The sequence below is a fragment of the bacterium genome (genome assembly GCA_029210965.1).
Taxonomy (GTDB): domain Bacteria; phylum BMS3Abin14; class BMS3Abin14; order BMS3Abin14; family BMS3Abin14; genus JALHUC01.
Genome location: JARGFZ010000003.1, coordinates 60,421 through 78,828 on the forward strand (window position 1 = coordinate 60,421; position 18,408 = coordinate 78,828).

The window sequence follows — 18,408 nt, forward strand, 5'->3', positions numbered from 1 at the left end:
TGTTCTGTGTTCTGCGTTCCGGGTTTCAATATACTACTGATCACCGATTACCTGCCTTCGTTATTAGCTTCGGCGTGGCAAGCCGATCACTGATTACGGCCTTTACCCCGACACTCCGATACCCCGTTTCCCCCACACATTAATTTATTGCCCCTCCCCTTCCTGTTTCAGATCAAAAGTCTGAATCATTTCGCTGGCCGGGAACTGCGCCCTGGCATCGTCCAGGATCTGCTGAGCTTCTCCGGTCCGGTTCAAGCTGCTCAACACCTTTACGAGAAGGATGGAAGCCTCCACCTGAAGGGGGGATGGTGGGCGCTGGGAGAGAAGGTCTTTCAGTACCTGCTCGCTCTCCCAGAACTTTCTGACCTCGGCCAGGCTCCTCGCATGGATCAACTGGTCTTCCGGCCCACGGTAGTGCTGTCTTGAAACAAAAGTATTTCTGGTTTCCCCGGAGGACACGGAACTGTCCTGAGGCTTCACCCCTGATGCAGCAACTTTGCTGTCCTCAGTTGGGCTTTCCTCGGCTGGAGCACCAGGTATTGAAAGGGCAACCGCCTCCTTCTGCTCTCCCAGCGTTTCCAAGGTCTGAACCGGGACATCAGATGCCAGAGAGGGGGCTTCCTTCAGAGCAGCCGCCGTGAGTGAACCGGAAGGGGCCCCAACATCTTCATTGGCAATTATGCCTGCAGTTTCAGATGGCAGCGGAGGTTCTGCCTGTGAAACCGCGGCCATTTCCTCCAGCTGGCCATCCCTTCCCGCAGAGTTATTCAGGTCAGATTCCCTGACCATGGGAGCAGTTAAAGGCTCCCCCGCAGCCTGAGACATTTCGGTTTCAACTATAGAGACCCCTGTCTGATCCAGTTTGCTCTCCATTGGCACCTGGAGATCAGCCTTTTCAACCTCCCCTATGGAAGCCACATCACCTTCCATTGTCGCGGGCACCGAAGGGACCGCCTCCTGGTCCTTTGTCTTTTGTGACAATACCTCCTGCACCACCGGGGCCGGGGCAGCCTCGGTAACGGCCCCCGGAGTCTCCACCCCGACATCGGGAGTAGCTAACGCCTCCCCCTTTTTCAAGACAGGCGCCTTTTCCTCCAATATTTCCAATGCTGCGATCTTTTCGGGTTTGGGCTCGGGTTCGGATACGGACGCAGCTGTCGACCTGAAAGCACCGTCATTTTCACGGGTCTCTTCAACCAAAGTACCTGAAGGCTCTTCACCGGAGGAATCCGCAAAGGAGTCCCTCTTTTCAAGTGAGAGTTCCTTTTCCCCAAGGGTAGTAACGTTTTCAGGTTTTTCCGGAGCCGACTCCATATAGGTAACAGGTGCTTTCGGTACCGGTATCGGGTCGTCTATCTTGATGAGTACACCAACGGCAACTAAAACCACAAGGGCGATAGAGAAAGCCGGCGCCATTCGGGGTATGATGAAGTTCCAGTTACGGCGGGGTTTATGACTTTCAGGTGCACGGGTGGCAGCATCTTCTTCCACCCGGTCCAGGACGCGAGCGGTAAAACTCTCCCAGTATCTATCATCCGGCGGCACCATGCCCGGCACTCCTGCCATACCTTTGGGGTCCACCGCGCTGCCGGCATGGTGGTCGGCCAGTCGGAGTCGTTCCAGAAGCGGACCGCACTCGGTGCATGACTCGAGATGCTTCTCCACTCTCCGTGCCGCACCACGGGAGAGATCTCCATCATGGTAGGCCATAAGCCGCTGTTGTGCTCTTTGGCACCTCATCTCTTCTCACCCCTTTGCGCCACGCTACCCGCAGGCTCCAGAACTTCCAGGACCCGTTCCCTTGCCCTGGACAGCCTTGACATTACCGTCCCGATCTTCACACCCATGACCATGGCAATATCCTTGTAGGACATACCCTCCACTGCCCTGAGTAGAAGTGTGGCACGCAAGTCACTGGGAAGCGTCTGCACGGCATGATCAATACTTGTGGCGCTTTGATTTGCCTCCATTGTCTCCAGTTGCCTGGGAGACGGGTCTGCTACTTCAGGAAAGTCACCATCGACAATCCCTCGTGCTCTGCTCTTACTGGCTCTTACCGTATTAAGACTCGTGTTGTAGGCAATACGTTTGAGCCACGGTTTGAAGGAGCGGGACGAGTCGAAGGAACCCAGCGCACGGTAGACTCTGAGGAACGTCTCCTGGGCAGCATCGTCAGCGTCGTGGTGGTTACCGGTGACGGAACGAGCAAGACGATATACCGCCATACGATGGCGATCCACCAGATCCTCAAACGCACTTATGTCTCCTGCCGCCGCCCTTTCGGCGACAGTTTCATCCTTTATTTCGTCCAATGCCACCTCCAAGCATATCTATATACCATAAGGAGGCTGATTTTATTCCATAGGAATAAACCCGCCGCCTCCCGGGTAATAGGGGAAAGGCCGTGATTGGTAACTCGCTTGCCACGCCGAAGCTAAAAGCGAAGACGGGTAATTCGTGACTCTAAAACACTGAATCACAGATCACAGCCTATATGAGATTTGAAATTTGAGATCTGAGATTCGAACTAAAAGGAGGTCAGTCATGAAAACGAAAACAATATTTACAGTTACCACGCTCTATTTCACTATGCTTTTCCTGTTGTCCCTGGCCATCGTCCTGTCCCCGCTTCTTGCCGCCGGATCGGCGCTTGATATGGATGTGCGGCCTGAAAACAGTACCCTGCTTTACCGGAGCAACGGTACAAGCACTATCCAGATAAGGGTTGTCGCCCCCGACGGTCTCCCCCTTCCCGACAGGCCTCCCCTGAACCTGGCCCTGATTCTGGACAAGAGCGGCTCCATGGGAGAAGAGGGGAAGATGGACTATGTAAGGCAAGCCGCCCACATGGTGGTAAACCGCCTCGGGCCGGAGGACATTCTCACTATCGTCACATATGACAACCAGGTCAGGGTCCCCATATCGGCACGCAAGGTAAGGGATAATCAGCAGTTTCACAGGATCATCGACGGCATCTACCCCGGGGGAAGAACATACCTCTCAGGGGGCCTCGAGGAGGGTTTCAGGCAGGCAAAAAGATACAGGAAAAAAGGGTACGTCAGCCGTGTAATTCTTCTTTCCGATGGCCTGGCCAACGTTGGTGTCACCGACCCCAGACAGCTCAGCCGGAGGGCCGACACCATGTACGAAAGCGGCGTTGCTGTGTCCACCTTCGGCATGGGATACGAATTTGACGAGAACCTGCTCACCGCCATGGCCACGGGTGGAGGAGGCAGCTATCACTACATCTCCCGTCCCGGTGACATCCTTGCCGCCCTTAAAAGAGAGTTCAATATGGCCGCCAGCACGGTGGCTTCCGGAGTCGAGATCATAATCCGCCCCCTGGATGGCTGCCGCTTTGAATCGGCTCCCGGTCACGGCTGGAGGCTGGAGGGAAGCTCGGCCGTCATAGGTCTCGGTGACCTGAGCGCCGGGGAAACGCGGACCCTTATGGCACGGATGAATGTTCCCACCGGGAAGCTGGGTAACCAGGGTGTGGCCGACGTGGCCCTTCGCTACCGTGTCCCTGTTTCGGGAAAAACATCCAGAACGGACGAGGCTCCCGTCATCCTCAGCGTTGTGGACGACCCCTCGGTGCACAGGGAGAATATCGATATCAAGGTCGAAGAGAAAAAAGCCGTTATTGAGACCAACGCCATGATGAATGAGGCTGCGAAAAAGGTGGACGAGGGGGACAGGGATGGGGCCCGCTCCATCATCCAGAAGGTCATGGGAGCCCTCAAATCCTCTCCGGCAGCATCGGCCCCCGCTGTACAGGCGGAAATGGAGCGTGCCCGGGAGTACGGCGGGCGCATCGACGGAATGGACGACATGGCTCCGGCCGAAGTGAAGGAGATGCAGAAGGATCTTAAGTACAGGAGTTATCAGGAGCTGCATCAATAAACTTCAGTGCAGAGTGCAGAGTGTAGAGAGAAAAACAGGGCGGCCTTAGGGCCGCCCTGTTTAATCTCATATCTCAAATCTCAAATGTGATCCAAGACCTTGAAAGTTTAACTCTGTGTCACCCTGTGGTGCGGCCTGGGAGCGGCCGTACTGTGGTAAATTAGCTTTACCCGCTTTAACAGGAACCGCTCTTCCCTGAGATTGCCGCGTCGCTCTCGTCAATCTCGATGCTCCTCGCAATGACCACCCTTCGCCAAGGCTACGGGTGGCAAGCAGATTTCCTCCTGCTTCTGCGTGCTGCGTCCTGTGTGCTGCGTGCTAAACCTTACCGTTCACTGTTCACCGCACTTTACCAACTGGCGCCAGATACACTGTAAACTCTTCTTCCCCGTCCACACCGATGAGTTCGTCCACCTCCTGCTGGTCGTAGGCAGCCACACCGCAAGTCCCGGCGCCAATGGCCTCACAGGCAAGGTACAGGTTCTGGCACACGTGGCCCACATCAATGAGGATCACCCGGTGAGCAAGCGGTCCATACCTCCACTCCATGCGGTAGGGGATGGTGGTCCATACAAAGGTCACGGCCCCGGCACCCACAAACTGCTGTCCCAAACAGGCCAGGGTGACCCTTATCTCCATGTTATCGACCTTGCCCAGGAAAACCAGTGCATGTTCCATGGGCAGGTATAGGTAAAGGCCGGGATCGACCCCTTCCACATTTCTTATCAGCAGGTAGGTCTCGAAGCTGTGCCGGGCACCGGCAGACGGCACCGTGCGCAAGGCTACCGAAGGGTGCGGAGTCTGCCGCACACCTTGAGTGCAGTAGAGAAGAAAGGAAAGTTCGGCAAGGGACAGGTCGTCCGGCAGGTAATGCCGCCTGCTCTCGCGGTTTAGGATGGCCGATTCCAGGTCTGTTCCGGGGATATCCCCTTTCCAGTCCGCGGGAGCCGGAAGCGAAACCCGGCGCGCTGCCGGATCGAAAGGCTTCTGGACGGGAGGCGCCGGCACACCCTGGTGCTGATCGGTCTGCCGGAAATCATATTCTTTGCGCAGGGTGTCTTTCAGAAACTCCCGATGCTGTTTAATAAGATCGTTTTTCATTTCTTCCCCAAGGATAGAATCGAGATTGCCACGGCCATTGAAGAGCGCTGGCCTCGCAATGACAAAGTGGTTTCCCCGAATTCAGCCTTCCTCTGCGTCCTTCGCGTACTCTGCGTTAAAATATGCCACCTTTTCGGTAACCGGTATTGCTTTGCTTCACGCATTCACGCTCTACGCACAAACGGGCGGTCTTTTCTAATCGTCCTCGTCCTCTTCAAGTACTGTTCCCTCCTCCAGGGCATCCTGAGCTTTCTGCAAGTCTGAAGCCTTGACCTGCAGCATAATATCCCCCAGGAGACCGGGATAAAGGGCGTTGGAGTGGGGCGCGTGTATATGGGCCTCGATACCAGCCGCTTCCAGCATGCTCTTTGCCATCTCCGCTTCAACCAGGTTGGGGTGGGTCGATACGGTTTCAAGTTCTTCGGTCATAGGGGGTTCCTTTATGTGTGATTCCAGGTTCAAAATTTCAGCTAAAACTATCTCATATCTCAAAGGTTTACTGCATCCTGCGTGCTGTGTGCTGCGTTCATATTTCTCCTGGCTTCCGGCTCCCGGCTCCCGGCTCCTGGGTACTGGGTACTGCTTTTACGGTTCCTCATGTATTATTTCCCCCATAAACTCCTTGGGGTCGAGTTTCTGTTGGGCGGCCAGGGTCATGAAAAACCCTTTATCCGGGTGATCCACATCCATCTCCATTATCAGATCGTACCACCTGGCCGCCTCTTCCCTTTCACCGTTACGCCTGTACTGTTCGCCCAGGAGATATGGAACAATGTAGATCAGGTCCTCATCCATCGACTTGGATCCCATTTCCATGATGAAATATTCGATAGCCATCTTTCGATGATGTTTCTCCCACTCCTTCTCTTTCAGGTCGTAGCAGCACCACGCGGCATGCAGGTAAAGCATCCCCAGGGAATAGGCACCCGCCCCAAGGCTTTCGTCGATGATCGCCAGAAACTCGAATTTTTTCCAGGACGGGATCTCCTCTTCCGGCAGTTGGGGTGTGATAACCTTGCGGACGAGACCACGAACATCATCCATGAGATCACCTTTCTCCAACGCCTCTCTGGAGAATCCGCAGTGCGGGCATGTGTGAACCTGATGGTGAATGGACTGTCCACCGGCCGACATGGTGAAGAAGTCAGTGGTTGTCAGCCCCGGGGTATCGGCCGTTTTACAAACGGTATCCTCATAATATTCATAGCAGCAAGGACAATGAAACTCCACCAGGGCTGTTGAGGCCATGGCACATTCCTCCCATCATATTAAATCTCTCTTCAGAGCGAATCCGGTAAAACAAGATTAGAACGCGGGAAAGGGAAAAAGCAAGTTATCATCTGTTTGTTGCGTAATATGGTATACACGATTTTCTCAACAGACAGCTGTCCTTTAGACGCGGGTTGAGAAGGTGCTTGGGTTTTTCGTGTTATAATAGACAAAACATTCAGAGACCCGAAAATGATCTACCAGCGCTATCTTGCGTTGTATATAAACAGGATCATGTAATTGGAGGGAATAATGGAACAGCTGCCTTTTGAAGGATGCTTCGGTTGCGGCCCTGACAATGAATTCGGTTTAAAAGCTACCTTCCGCAACATGAGCGACGGGGGCGTAGAGGGGTTCTTTACGCCGCAACAACACCACTGCGGTTACAGTGACGTTGTCCACGTAGGACCCATCACAGGTTTTCTCAGTGAAGTTCTGGGCCGGCTCGCCTTTCACCAGGACCAGTATTACCTCACCCAATCCCTGCACATCACCTTTAAATGTTCTGTTTCCCCTGGTGTAAAGCTGCACGCCATGGCCAGGCTGAAAAAATCCTCCAAATCCCACTTTACAGCTGAAGGAGGAATTTATGGCCCGGAGGGTGAACTTATCGCTACCGGTGAGGGGCAGTTCGTTACCATGAAAAGAGCGGAGGTAAAAAAAATCGCGGGGAAAGGGTAAGGGGGGAATAAAGGTTTGAGGTTTGAGGTTCAAGCTAAAAACCCCGGCATACCGGATCCAGGTTACCGGGGCTGGAAGCGAATTAAAACCTTTGGACATTGGACGTTGGACTTTCTTTTACGCTTCCACCCACTCACTACCGTTGTGCATGAATTTATGCACGAGCTTCTCACATTCCCGACAGACAAAACGACCCAAGCTGGTTTCCCTGACATGGTCACTGCACATATCCATGCAGTGATCACGACAGTGGAACAACTCGCCGCGCTTTCTCTCATTACAGATAGGGCACACAAACATATCTTTAGACAAAGTAGCCTCCCTGGCCGTCAACAGGGTTACTTTGAACCTTTGCGGTGACACTACATTGTCGTTGATCACTTGTTCAAGAGAAGCGTGAAAGGGGAGTCAGCTGTAGAAGAAGAAAATACCAGTTCAATCACTCCACAAGCCCTACCTATCCCAAACAGGCTATTTTTGCCTGCCATAGGATGTTAAAATAACCACGGGGAGGTAGCAACCGGATGAAAACAGGATCCATCCATACCAGCACACTATCTATCGAGGACTACTGGAAACATTTCCAGAAGCTCATCGCTACCGCTGACGGCGGAACGATCCTGACTACCATGGGCTGGGTACTGTTCTGGTTGGATCACATTCCCGAACACGTCATCCATGCTCACTTCATCACCGGTTTCCTGTTCCTTGGCGCCCTGTCCATGGGGCTCGTCGGAGCCCGTGTAATGATACAAACCAGGAATCGGTTCGGAACCAGAGCAGACAGATTTTTTCACTTCGTCAAGATCAGCTACACCCTGCTGTCTTCTATCAGCGGGATCTACGCATACCTGAGGTTCCCGTCATTCTAAAAAACGGTATCGGGGTGCCGGGGTGTCGGTGTAACGGGGAAAAAGCCCAAACACAGATGGGAACCCTGAAAATGACGCCGACCTTCGGTGGGGATTTCAGGTTTTACCTGGATACTTGGATACCTGGTTACATGAGCATTTACCCTCTTATCCCCTTTATCCCCTTCATCCCTGTTAAAAAGGGCAGTGCAAAGTGTAATGTGCAGAGTGTAGAGTTCAGACCACGCCCTTTCCCTTTTTCCTTTTTCCTTTTTCCTCGCCGGAAGGCGTATGCCTTCCGTACAGATGGTAGGCACAGTCTGGTCCTATCAGTCTTTTAGCGGTATGACGATTTACCTTGATCTCGCCGCTTAAGATTTTCCGCCGGTAGAGATACCGGATCCTGATCCTTTCCGCCTCGGGTTTCATGGGGGATATAATAACATGTTTGGAGTTCGTGGTTTTGGAATCGGGAAAAAGTAACTGGTTGCCAAGTGAATTATGAAGAGTGAACCGTGAACAGAAAAAACCAGTTATCATCCACCCTCACCATTCACTGCCTGCCCCGAGCTTAGTCGAGGGGCTCACCTTTCACCATCCACCAATTTGACTTTTACCTCCCATGATTCTATTACAAGGTCTCCATTATCAATGCCGATCCAGGAGAGATCAGTATATGAACTATTATGTTATTTTTGGGATCATCATCCTCGCCTTCATTACAAGCATCGCACTTTCCTCAAGGGTGATGAAAAGACTGAGGACCAGGCACACCGACATATGGGAGGCTATGGGCAAACCCACCAGACTGGTCCTTAAAGACAGGGTTACCCCTGACAGCGAACCATTCTGGCTCAAAGGTTACAAAGAACTGGACGATCCCCAGTTCGAAAGCCAGGTGGAGCTTCTGAAGATGTTCAACAACGTTCTTGGCGTTATTGTACTGGTTTTTCTGGTGCTCATGGTGGTCAAACTGATGATGGGGTATACTTAAGAACCTAATTTTTACTGGTCTTACCTTTACAAATCCTCTACATTCAAGGCTGTATCCAGCCAGGCTAACGCCTGTTTTTGGCCGCCTGAAATGTTTATTTCTGTAACTTTAACAAGGAAGGAGAAACCATGGATATTTCTGAGTACACAGAGGTGTTACTGGACGCGAAAGAGGAAAAGGGCCTTACTTTTGCAGCGCTTGGGAAGAAGATCGGCGTCAGCGAGATGTGGATCGCCGGCCTGCTCTACGGCCAGATGCAGGCTACCCCGGAAGAGGCGGCCAAGGTCGTGAAGGCCCTTGGACTGGAAGAGGACAAAGAGGCGTTTGAATATTTCCTGACCTCCTTCCCCAACAAAGGTCTGGGACCCGTCGTTCCCACCGACCCGCTTATCTACCGCTTGTATGAGATCGTTCAGGTTTTCGGTTATCCCTTCAAATCGGTCGTCCATGAGAAATTCGGCGACGGTATCATGAGCGCCATCGATTACACCTTCCACGTGGAAAAAGAGAAAAATCCCAACGGTGACAGGGTCAAGGTGATCATGTCCGGGAAGTTCCTGCCTTATAAGAAATTCTAGGATTATTTCCTTAAACGGATCAGAGACCGGGATCTGCTGACATACAGATCCCGGTCTTTTCTTTAGTGTACCGGAAATAATCAGCACGCAGAACGCAGAACGCAGGACGCAGCACGCAAAAGGAGAATCTGTTTTTTCGGAACGAACCGGAATGCCGGTGAACCGGGGAAACGGGGAGAAGGCGTGTTTCCTGCAATAGCGTTGTTTTTCACCACGGAGTCACAAAGGGCACGGAGAAAGTCCAAAAGTCAGGTGCACATGTGCACCGTACTATTTTTATCCTGGATTTTGATTTTAATCCGGAATTCGGAATCCGGAATCCGGAATTGTATTTTCACACGGCACATCAGTCTGGCAAAGACCGCACCCTACATGTTTTGCATCGAACTTTTTCGACAGGTCCTTGAATAGAGGCCCGTACGTATACTTTTCACACCGATATTTGTCATGGCCATCAAGGGTTATGGCCCCTACTGGACATCTCTCAACACACATCCCACATTCCACCCCTTTGCACGTCAGGCAGTTCTCCCGATAATCGCTGTATGGATGCTCTGATGGCTCCAGGAAAAGATCCGTTACCACACTGCCGATCCGGTTAGCCATCCCAAGGGGTGTAATAAATCCGTCATTTAGACTGAAAGTACCCAACCCGGCGGCATAGGCCGCGTGACGCTCAGACCAGGTGGAGGCCCATCCGATATCGGGATCATCGACCCTGGCCCACTGATCCAGAAGCATAGGCCCGGCGGCTCTGCCGCCATGTTCCAAAATAAAATCCACTACGGATTGCCGGACGACATCGTTAAACAGTTCACCGTAATTTCTTGTGCGGGCCCAGCGGCGGGAAGGGTAGCGACCCTCTATCCGGTTGGTCTGCCTCGTTTTCTCGGTTATGGGTAGGACCCAGCAGATAACAGTACCAGCCGCCAAAGCGCCTGGGCCATAAGCCTGCTCAAGAACCTCGCTGGGTGTCCAGTGAAAGGGGCCGATGATAGTCTTGTACCTGGTAAACAGCTCATCATCAGCGGAAGCAAACCCCACCAGGGGCGCGTCAAAATAGGGGCTGCCGTCCTCACCGCGGTTGGCCGGATCGCTTTTAACGCGGTTTTCGATCACATCTATCAGTAACTGTTTGATATCAATCTCCCCAGGGTTCATGTGATATCCTGTTCCTATATTTGATTGGCGACTGATAAACAATCTATTATACAGTGCGCATTATGTCATCATATCCTTGCTCCATACCCTTTGCATTCTGTACTTTCCAGCCATAGAATACACATTATTCTTAGGCCAGGAGATCATTTCTAATGAAAAAATTCGAGATCGAGGAAGATCCGCTGTGCAAAACGAAGATGGCCTACCCGGATGATGGGAAGGTAGTGTTTAAAGTCAGGCTGAAGAAAAGGGGAGTATAAATTGAGAATTGCGCATTGAGAATTCAGGATTTCAGGCTGTAATACTCAATCCGGAATCATTGTACCTGTTCCAGCCTCAGTACGCGCCCGTTCCTGCTATCGGTGAGCAGGTAGATTAGGCCATCCGGTCCCTGGCGGACATCCCTGATACGCTCATTCATCTTCTGGAGCATGCGCTCCTCTTTGATTACCTTTTCCCCATCAAGCACCAGACGCACGAGCATGGCTCCACGCAGAGCACCTATAAAAAGATCTCCCTTCCAGCTTGGGAAAACATCGGCAGTGTAAAAAGCCATTCCCGAAGGTGCGATGGATGGATCCAGTAATAGACCGGCTGCTCCATACCTTCCTTGCTTGTTCCCTCCCCTATTTTAAAGCCGGAATAGTGCCGTCCATAGCTGATCACCGGCCAGCCGTAATTGCGCCCCCTAAGCGGGATGTTGATCTCGTCACCACCCATCGCGCCGTGTTTAACGGTCCAGAGCCTGCCCGTTTCGGGGTGAAGCGCGGCGCCCTGGGGGTTGCGGTGGCCGTGGGACCAGGTCTCGGGCCGGTAGCCAGAGCGTGCGGCGAAAGGGTTGTCACCGGGAACTATCCCGTCGGGCATGATGCAAATCACCTGGCCCCTGTGGATGGAAAAATCCTGGGCCCTGTCCCTCTCACCTCGTTCACCAATGGTGATGAACAGATTGCCATCCCTGGAAAAAACAAACCGTGAACCGAAATGAATACCGGTATTTGTCTTTGAAATCTGGCGGCAGATAACTTTAAAATCCTCAACACGTCCTTCGGTGAGGCGCCCTCTCCCGACCGCTGTACCACCGCCCCCCTTTCCAGGCTCCGCGTAGGAAAGATAAACCAGCCTGCTGGTTTCAAAACCCGGGTCAAGAACCACATCAAGGAGCCCCCCCTGTCCCCGTGCGAACACCTCGGGCACCCCGGTCAGAGGTTGTGATACTGTGCCGGCCTGGTCCACATAGCGCAAACGTCCCGGCCTTTCGGTCACGAGCATCCTTCCATCAGGCAGAAAGGCCAGTCCCCATGGGTTCTCCAATCCGCGCGCAACTGTGACAACATGGACGGAATAAAGCTCCGTAGCATATTCATCGCTGCCGGCAGCTGACGCTTCCCCAATACCTGCAGCTAAAACCAGCAGGAAAATGATCCGTGACAAATAGTGTGTCAGGGCGCTCATGACCGACCCTCCCTGCCTGTAATTTTCTGAAAACCAACCCTTGCCAAATATATTGAGCCTTGTTCGTGTTCTCGTGACGAGCTATTTCAGATCCCGTCACAAAAAAAACGCCGCAGTCACCTTGACGGAAACTGCGGCGGCAGGTCCTGTTTTAACTGACTGTAGTCATCAGCACAAATTACTGTCGAGGTTGTGGTCTTGAATGCTCAATCCGGAATTCTCAATCCGAAATTACTGGATTTTCAGGGCCGCCTGCGTCACAAGTCGTGATATCCCCAAGGACTCCGAAGAGTAAAGGAACAGTCCCGCCCAGATAAAGCCGAAACTCACAAGGTGACTGGTAGTGAACGGTTCACCAAAGGCAAAGACCGCCCACGCGAAGTGCGCCGTCGGGACGATATACTGCATGATACCCATGGTAGAGAGGCGAAGGCGGTTCAGCGCACCTCCGAAGAGAATAAGGGGTGTGACAGTAATGACACCAGCCAGAAGGAGAAGGATATCGATATTTTTCCCAAGGGCCATGAAGGAGAGACGATCAGCTGAAAAAAGCCAGAGAAGGTATCCCAGCGCCAAGGGGGAGAGAAGTGTCGTCTCTATGGCAAGCCCCGTCACTGCGGGCAGGCAAGCGGCTTTCCTGATCAAACCGTACAAACCGAAGGAAAAAGCAAGGGTTATGGATATGAGGGGCAGGCGTCCTATCATCACCGTCTGAACGCCGACGCCTGCTGCAGCCAGGGCGATAGCAACCTTTTGTCTGCCGGTGAGCTTTTCACGAAGGAATACTGCTGCAAGGAAAATACTGACCAGCGGGTTGAGATAGTAACCAAGACTGCTTTCCAGAACCTTACCTGCCGCAACCGCGTAAATAAACACGAACCAGTTGGTGGAAATGAGAAGGGTGGTAAGGGTTAGTGTGGCAAGAGTCCGCCTGTTAAGCACCATGGATCGGAGCCGTGCGCCTGACCTGGTCACAGCGACAAAGATGAGAAGAAAGGCTGCTGACCAGATGATGCGGTGTGCCAGGACCTCCGCAGCCGGTACTTGAGCCAACGCCTTGAAGTAAAGGGGGAAAAACCCCCATATAGAATAGGCGGCAAGCCCCATCCAGAAACCGGATCTCCCTTGTGTGTTCCCAGTGGGATGGCTGATGTCACCTGTACTGTTCAACGAGCCTCCATCCTATGATTGGCGGGAATGGTGTTTAAACCCATTCGCACTAACGCTCCTGGTGTAACAGGCCGAAACAAGCGCAGCAAAGAACTCTTTTCGGCCATAATGACGATCTTGCCCTTGATGGAAACGGTAAGCTCTTTTCCTGGTGACAGAATGTAGTCCGTGCTGTCTCCGGACACGGTAACCCAGACAGCACCCTCAGCACAACGGACCGTAATAGTCCCCAGACTATTTCTGAGGCTTACCATGTCGTCCCTGTTCATGGAAATAACCATATCACTCCTCCTTCAGAACCCATTGTGCTTTGCCGTCAGGGTAGGATAACAGCGTCACATTATGATCACGATCCGCGACTTGCCTAAATAATCTGCCACGTGTGACAAAAAAGCACCAGATACATTACTTCACTTTTGTACCTGATACAGTTTATATTAATAACAACTGTGCCCTTTCAGGGATCGTCAAACTGTGCCTCTATAAAATGGAAGAGATGAGATACTATGGGCCCCATGCAAAAGACCGAGCTTACCGACAGTCAGAGAACACCCCTGTACGAACAGGTGGCAGGCCAGATCGCCTCCCTGGTAGAAAGGGGCACCTACAGGCCAGGGGACCGCATTCCCTCCATACGGAAACTGAGCCGACAGATGAAGGTGAGCGTTAACACCATTCGGGAGGCTTACGGTTACCTGGAGGTGCGCCGCATCATAGAAGCCAGGCCACAATCCGGATATTACGTCTGTTCCAGCCTGCCGGAGGTTCCGGCGGAACCGGAATTCGAGAACAGGGAGATCCACCCTACAGATGTCGGCGTGGGAGAACTGGCAGAAATGGTCATGAGAGACACTGCCAATTCTGATCTGATCCAGTTTGGAGCATCCATCCCCGATCCGACACTGCTCCCCATCGACAGGCTAAACAGGATGCTGTCGTCAGAAGTCAGAAGACGTCCTATCGTTTCGGTCTCCTATTCCCTGCCTCCAGGTTACGAACGCCTGCGCAAACAGATCGCCAAACGGATGGTGAATTCAGGCTGCATGGTGGGACCGGAGGATATCGTCATAACAAACGGATGCATGGAGGCGGTGACCCTGGCCCTGCTGGCTACCTGCAAACCAGGTGATACCCTTGCCGTTGAATCCCCGACCTATTACGGTTTTTTCCAACTCATTCACCAGATGGGGTTAAAAGCCCTGGAAATCCCCTCAACACCGACCAGCGGGATCAGCATCGAAGCTCTTACCTATGCCCTCGAAACCACCAGGGTGAATGCCTGTCTCGTTGTCCCAAACTACAGCAACCCTATCGGTTCGATAATGCCCCATGATCGAAAACTCCAGCTTGTCAGGCTTCTTGAGCAGCACAGCATCCCACTTATTGAGGACGACATTAACTCGGACCTCTCCCATTCTGATGAACCCCCTACCACTGCCAAGGGCCATGATCGAACCGGGAATGTCCTCTTGTGTTCCTCCTATACCAAGACCCTTGCCCCGGGCTATCGGGTAGGATGGATGGTTCCAGGGCGATACCAGGCACAGGTACAGAGGCTCAAACTGCTCATGAACATCGGCAACGCGACACCACCGCAGATGGCCATTGCCGAGTTTCTGATAAGCGGCGGCTACGAAAGACATCTGCGTAACATCCGCAGAACCTACGCCAAAAGGGTGGCCATGCTCGGCGAAGCTATTGGCCGACACTTTCCGGAAGGAACGCGGGTCACCAGACCCCGCGGCGGTTTCAACCTGTGGGTGGAGATGAATGAAAAAGTGCAGGCCCTGAATCTCTACAAGGATGCAATGAAACATGGGATCACCATAACTCCCGGCCCCCTCTTCACCGCTTCAGACAAGTTTCACAACTGTGTCCGGCTTAACGCCGCGTTCTATTCCGAGAGGACCGAACTTGCGGTGGAGACCCTGGGTAAACTGGCGAAGAAATTCTGAAGGAATGATTACTATAAAAGCGTTGTTTTGAACGCAGAGGTCGCGAAGGACGCTGAGGAAAACCTTAATCTGGTTTAAAACTGACTGTCATTCCGGACACGGCCTGGTGCCGTGATCCGGAATCCAGCAATTCAGGCCGCGGCGGATCACGAATCACGAATCACTGTTTTTTCACACCAGACACAGAGTTCACGGAGAAAGGCTGTGCTTGTGGAGTAGCATTATTCCTTTAAAAGCGTCCGATTTTGAACACAAAGTTCACGAAGTAACACGAAGGGGTTCTTTGAGACCTGATATATCTTTACTTTGTTTACTTCGTGTTTAAAAAAAATATCGTCTTTGGAGAAGAAAGATTGAAAAGTAAGCTATACGATCGAAGAACACTGGCCGCCTACCACGAGGCGGGTCATGCTGTGGTGGCCTATGACCAGGGGGTCCGGGTTCACGGCATCAGTATCATAGCGGACGAGGGACGCATGGGGCACATCGCCATCGATACCCTGCTCCTGAACCGGCTGGCACCAACTTTTGGGCACAACAAGGGAGCCAACAACCGCTTCACCATGGAGCGCCACGTCATGGTCCTCCAGGGGGGGCATGCCGCTGTCCATCATCTGGATCCAGCAAAAAAAGAACTGGCCGAAACGGTCAACGGCGAAGGGTCTGACCAGAATATAGCCATGAGCCTTGTGAACGCATTTGCTGAGGGGGAAAAGGAGGCCGAGAAATACTATCTGTGGCTGGACGCCCGCACTGAAGGGATCATGGGCAACCCCATGAGGTGGTTCCAGGTCCAGGCCTTGGCCGAAGCGCTCCTTGAGGATGAACAGCTGGGGGCGAGAAGAGTCAGAATGGTGATTAAAGAGGCGGGGGAAGAGTGGGTCAGGGCGCAGGGCACAGGGCACAGGGCGGGGGGAATCTCCCGACCTGACGACTGAGCGACTTGGCGAAAAAGGCACATGTCATTGCGAGGAGCTATGGGACTTTCAGGGGCAACGAAGCAATCCCGGATTTAAAACTTTCACTTCAAATATTTTTTCATCAGGATTCACCCGGTGTAAACCTGTGGTGCGGCATTCAAGTGGCCGCTCTGCCTGCCCTGAGCCTGCCGAAGGGTGTACCCTGTGTTAAAGTCTTTTTCGGTTTTGTGGGCAATACTCTCCACCAGAATATAGATTTTCTCTGCGTAACTCTGCGGTTCAGCCTGGGAATGGCTGAGCTGCGTCCTTCCGCCGTCACTCTGCGAGCTATGGCGGACAGGCTGCGTTAAAGCTTGTGCCATTTTGGCATATACCGGGATCGCTTCGCATGGGATACAGCTCGCGATGACAGATCGTAAACCGCACTCCATTCTACGTTCTACATTCCACATCCTACATTCAGGCTTTAAAATAACTGTTCACGATTCACTTTTACTCAATTCTCAATTCTCAATTCGGAATTCTCAATTGCTCTTTCCCTCCTGCGTCCTACGTTCTGTTTTCTTTTTCCAGACACCAGAATCCAGACGCTAGACACTGGTTTTCACCCTGCTACACTTGCCTTATACGGGGTGAGGTTCATGGTTGAGATCGAGGACAAGCTCATCGTTACCGGGGGATACGATTACGATCCTAAATGGCTTAAGGGCAGGGACGGCTGCGTTGGCACCGTTATTCGTTTCCTCTGGGAAGGAAACCACCGCAACAGTAAACTTGTCCTTGATCTTGGAGAGGACTTCCGTACCTGCGAATTCAAAGGCCGCTACCTCATTCTTTTCCTGAGGGATTCGGGTTCCAACTGGGAAGATAAAGGCGTCGTACACGTTGTCGTCGGCAGCTCTATTCCCCAAGATGTGGCCAGTATCAGCATCGCTTCGGACCCTGAAAGCGGTTTCAAATGGGTGGAGGCGGCGGCTAATTATCGAATCCTCAGTAAAAAAACCCAGAGTGGGGGATTTTCGGAAGTAGGGTAAAATAAGCGAATCTCAGATCTCAGATCTCAAAGAGGCCGCGGTCCACAACTCCAGATCATGGAATCTGTAACCTTGGGCTTTTTTCCTTGTTTATTTGAGATTTGAGATCTGGGATATGAGATGGATGAGTGATCCCCGATCACTCATCCCCTGCCGGCCACGGAGTCGCATTGCTGATCGTGACCACCAGGGTGGTCTTTCCCACAGATGACGCTTTACGGAAAGCATCAAGCAGAGCCTTGAAAACCTTTTCATCCTCCCCCCACAGCATGGTCCCCATAAGGCCAACCTCATGCTCTACACCGTTGTCGGCGAGGGCATCGAGAGCCGCCCCTATGCCCGGCGAGACCTCTGTCTGTCTGAGGGGATAAACGCTCATATGGGCTGAGATTTTATTCATAAAAACACCTCGCTACGCCAGTGCACAAGTGCATTAGTGCAACCGTTCGTTTAGCGGATTCCCCGTGCATAAGTCTTCTGAACTGCTGCACTATCTGCACTCCCTGCACTTGCTGTTATTCTTCCCCGATCAATCCCAGCCAGTAAGCCGCAGAGATCCCCCACACAGCGTTGAGGACGACCACCAGCACCGGCGTCATGGCTCCCAATTCCAGCCCCAGGTACCCTTTGTAGGCCTTGTAAGGAAAAACCAGAAAAAGCTGCATCGCCGTCGGCCCGAGGCTGAGGAGGACCCCCCTTTTTATTGGAGAATGCTTGAAGATCGGGATCAGGAAAAGAAGACCCCATACCCCCCCCCAGACGACCCTGGGGTACAACCACATGGGGACCAGTTTGGGGGCCAGTTTCACACCCATCATGGCTGTGATGCCGTACATGCCCAGAGCCCACAGGGCAATGCTGTTAACGAGCCCGCCCAAAGCTCCAGCCGAAAATATCAGACTTATCCTTCTCAGGAAAACTTCCATATTTTTCCCCTTTCTACGGTTTCTTCCAGCGATTTTACGAGGGTGAGTGCTGTTTTGTAAAGGAAGATAGAAGCAGCAGTTTCTGTAAAAGCGGCAAATGCTTTAACGCAGCCTGTCCGCCATAGCTCGCAGAGCGACGGCGGAAGGACGCAGATCAGCCACTCCCAGGCTGAAGCGCAAAGTTACGCAGGGTCATCCGGGATGATACAATAACCACCACTTACCTTTGTCACACTTACCTTTGTCAGTTGAAAACATGGAATAAAGTAATGGAGATCTTAGGAATACTCATACTGGCCGGCTTTCCAATAGCGCGCTACAACCTGCTCATAAAAGACGCCCATCTGGCTCTTCTTGCAACAGATGACAATGATATAAAAGGGAAGTTTCGCTCTAAAATATTCAAAACT

The 18,408-nt window shown here is 52.5% G+C and carries 18 protein-coding genes and 1 pseudogene; 8 read left to right on the forward strand and 11 right to left on the reverse strand.

Going from position 1 to position 18,408, the window contains the following annotated elements; genetic code table 11:
- Nucleotides 1-144: 144 nt before the first annotated feature.
- Entirely contained in the window at nucleotides 145-1,740 is a 1,596-nt protein-coding gene (locus P1S59_02415) for a zf-HC2 domain-containing protein (GenBank protein ID MDF1525113.1), read from the reverse strand.
- The gene (locus P1S59_02420; GenBank protein ID MDF1525114.1) at nucleotides 1,737-2,312 is read right to left on the reverse strand and encodes an RNA polymerase sigma factor; all 576 of its coding nucleotides are present in this window, start codon (nucleotides 2,310-2,312) and stop codon (nucleotides 1,737-1,739) included. The genes P1S59_02415 and P1S59_02420 overlap by 4 nt, the downstream gene beginning before the upstream one ends.
- A gap of 232 nt (nucleotides 2,313-2,544) precedes the next feature.
- On the opposite strand from P1S59_02420, the gene P1S59_02425 reads away from it, so the two are divergent.
- Nucleotides 2,545-3,903 carry a VWA domain-containing protein gene (locus P1S59_02425; GenBank protein ID MDF1525115.1) on the forward strand — a complete coding sequence of 453 codons (1,359 nt, stop codon included), beginning with the start codon at nucleotides 2,545-2,547 and terminating at the stop codon, nucleotides 3,901-3,903.
- A 339-nt stretch (nucleotides 3,904-4,242) separates the two neighbouring features.
- On the opposite strand, the gene P1S59_02430 is transcribed toward P1S59_02425, so the two are convergent.
- The 3 genes from P1S59_02430 to P1S59_02440 all read right to left on the reverse strand — a co-directional run bounded on the left by P1S59_02430 (nucleotide 4,243) and on the right by P1S59_02440 (nucleotide 6,252).
- Complete coding sequence (locus P1S59_02430) at nucleotides 4,243-5,004, reverse strand: SagB/ThcOx family dehydrogenase (protein ID MDF1525116.1); 762 nt, start codon at nucleotides 5,002-5,004, stop codon at nucleotides 4,243-4,245.
- Nucleotides 5,005-5,199: 195 nt separating this feature from the next.
- A complete protein-coding gene (locus P1S59_02435; GenBank protein ID MDF1525117.1) occupies nucleotides 5,200-5,433 on the reverse strand; it encodes a DUF2007 domain-containing protein in 234 nt (77 codons plus the stop codon).
- Nucleotides 5,434-5,589: 156 nt separating this feature from the next.
- A complete protein-coding gene (locus P1S59_02440; GenBank protein ID MDF1525118.1) occupies nucleotides 5,590-6,252 on the reverse strand; it encodes a DUF2225 domain-containing protein in 663 nt (220 codons plus the stop codon).
- Nucleotides 6,253-6,525: 273 nt separating this feature from the next.
- On the opposite strand from P1S59_02440, the gene P1S59_02445 reads away from it, so the two are divergent.
- The 4 genes from P1S59_02445 to cynS all read left to right on the forward strand — a co-directional run bounded on the left by P1S59_02445 (nucleotide 6,526) and on the right by cynS (nucleotide 9,377).
- On the forward strand, nucleotides 6,526-6,954 hold the full coding sequence (locus tag P1S59_02445; GenBank protein ID MDF1525119.1) for a PaaI family thioesterase: 429 nt from the start codon (nucleotides 6,526-6,528) through the stop codon (nucleotides 6,952-6,954).
- 524 nt (nucleotides 6,955-7,478) lie between these two features.
- Nucleotides 7,479-7,826 (forward strand): hypothetical protein, encoded by a 348-nt coding sequence (locus P1S59_02450; GenBank protein ID MDF1525120.1) that lies wholly within the window; start codon nucleotides 7,479-7,481, stop codon nucleotides 7,824-7,826.
- A 655-nt stretch (nucleotides 7,827-8,481) separates the two neighbouring features.
- Entirely contained in the window at nucleotides 8,482-8,799 is a 318-nt protein-coding gene (locus P1S59_02455) for a hypothetical protein (protein MDF1525121.1), read from the forward strand.
- A 128-nt stretch (nucleotides 8,800-8,927) separates the two neighbouring features.
- On the forward strand, nucleotides 8,928-9,377 hold the full coding sequence (gene cynS / locus P1S59_02460; GenBank protein MDF1525122.1) for a cyanase: 450 nt from the start codon (nucleotides 8,928-8,930) through the stop codon (nucleotides 9,375-9,377).
- A gap of 294 nt (nucleotides 9,378-9,671) precedes the next feature.
- On the opposite strand, the gene P1S59_02465 is transcribed toward cynS, so the two are convergent.
- From P1S59_02465 to P1S59_02480, 4 genes and pseudogenes are all read right to left on the reverse strand, one after another.
- On the reverse strand, nucleotides 9,672-10,538 hold the full coding sequence (locus P1S59_02465) for an epoxyqueuosine reductase (GenBank protein MDF1525123.1): 867 nt from the start codon (nucleotides 10,536-10,538) through the stop codon (nucleotides 9,672-9,674).
- Between the two features lie 316 nt (nucleotides 10,539-10,854).
- Nucleotides 10,855-11,972: pseudogene (locus tag P1S59_02470) on the reverse strand (PQQ-dependent sugar dehydrogenase).
- 252 nt (nucleotides 11,973-12,224) lie between these two features.
- Complete coding sequence (gene rarD / locus P1S59_02475) at nucleotides 12,225-13,163, reverse strand: EamA family transporter RarD (GenBank protein ID MDF1525124.1); 939 nt, start codon at nucleotides 13,161-13,163, stop codon at nucleotides 12,225-12,227.
- Nucleotides 13,160-13,444: a DUF2917 domain-containing protein gene (locus P1S59_02480; protein ID MDF1525125.1), complete on the reverse strand. Its 285-nt coding sequence runs from the start codon at nucleotides 13,442-13,444 to the stop codon at nucleotides 13,160-13,162. Before P1S59_02480 ends, rarD begins: the two co-directional genes overlap by 4 nt.
- A gap of 234 nt (nucleotides 13,445-13,678) precedes the next feature.
- Here P1S59_02480 and P1S59_02485 point away from each other — a divergent pair, with 234 nt between their 5' ends.
- The 3 genes from P1S59_02485 (at nucleotide 13,679) to P1S59_02495 (ending at nucleotide 17,072) form a co-directional block, all read left to right on the forward strand.
- Nucleotides 13,679-15,118 (forward strand): PLP-dependent aminotransferase family protein, encoded by a 1,440-nt coding sequence (locus tag P1S59_02485; GenBank protein MDF1525126.1) that lies wholly within the window; start codon nucleotides 13,679-13,681, stop codon nucleotides 15,116-15,118.
- 353 nt (nucleotides 15,119-15,471) lie between these two features.
- Nucleotides 15,472-16,056, forward strand: coding sequence for a hypothetical protein (locus P1S59_02490; GenBank protein ID MDF1525127.1), 585 nt, complete (start codon nucleotides 15,472-15,474; stop codon nucleotides 16,054-16,056).
- Nucleotides 16,057-16,679: 623 nt separating this feature from the next.
- On the forward strand, nucleotides 16,680-17,072 hold the full coding sequence (locus P1S59_02495) for a hypothetical protein (GenBank protein MDF1525128.1): 393 nt from the start codon (nucleotides 16,680-16,682) through the stop codon (nucleotides 17,070-17,072).
- A gap of 139 nt (nucleotides 17,073-17,211) precedes the next feature.
- Here P1S59_02495 and P1S59_02500 read toward each other — a convergent pair whose 3' ends face one another.
- Both P1S59_02500 and P1S59_02505 read right to left on the reverse strand, forming a co-directional pair.
- Nucleotides 17,212-17,472: a thiamine-binding protein gene (locus P1S59_02500; GenBank protein MDF1525129.1), complete on the reverse strand. Its 261-nt coding sequence runs from the start codon at nucleotides 17,470-17,472 to the stop codon at nucleotides 17,212-17,214.
- Nucleotides 17,473-17,587: 115 nt separating this feature from the next.
- Nucleotides 17,588-17,998, reverse strand: coding sequence for a hypothetical protein (locus P1S59_02505; protein ID MDF1525130.1), 411 nt, complete (start codon nucleotides 17,996-17,998; stop codon nucleotides 17,588-17,590).
- Between the last annotated feature and the right edge of the window lie 410 nt (nucleotides 17,999-18,408).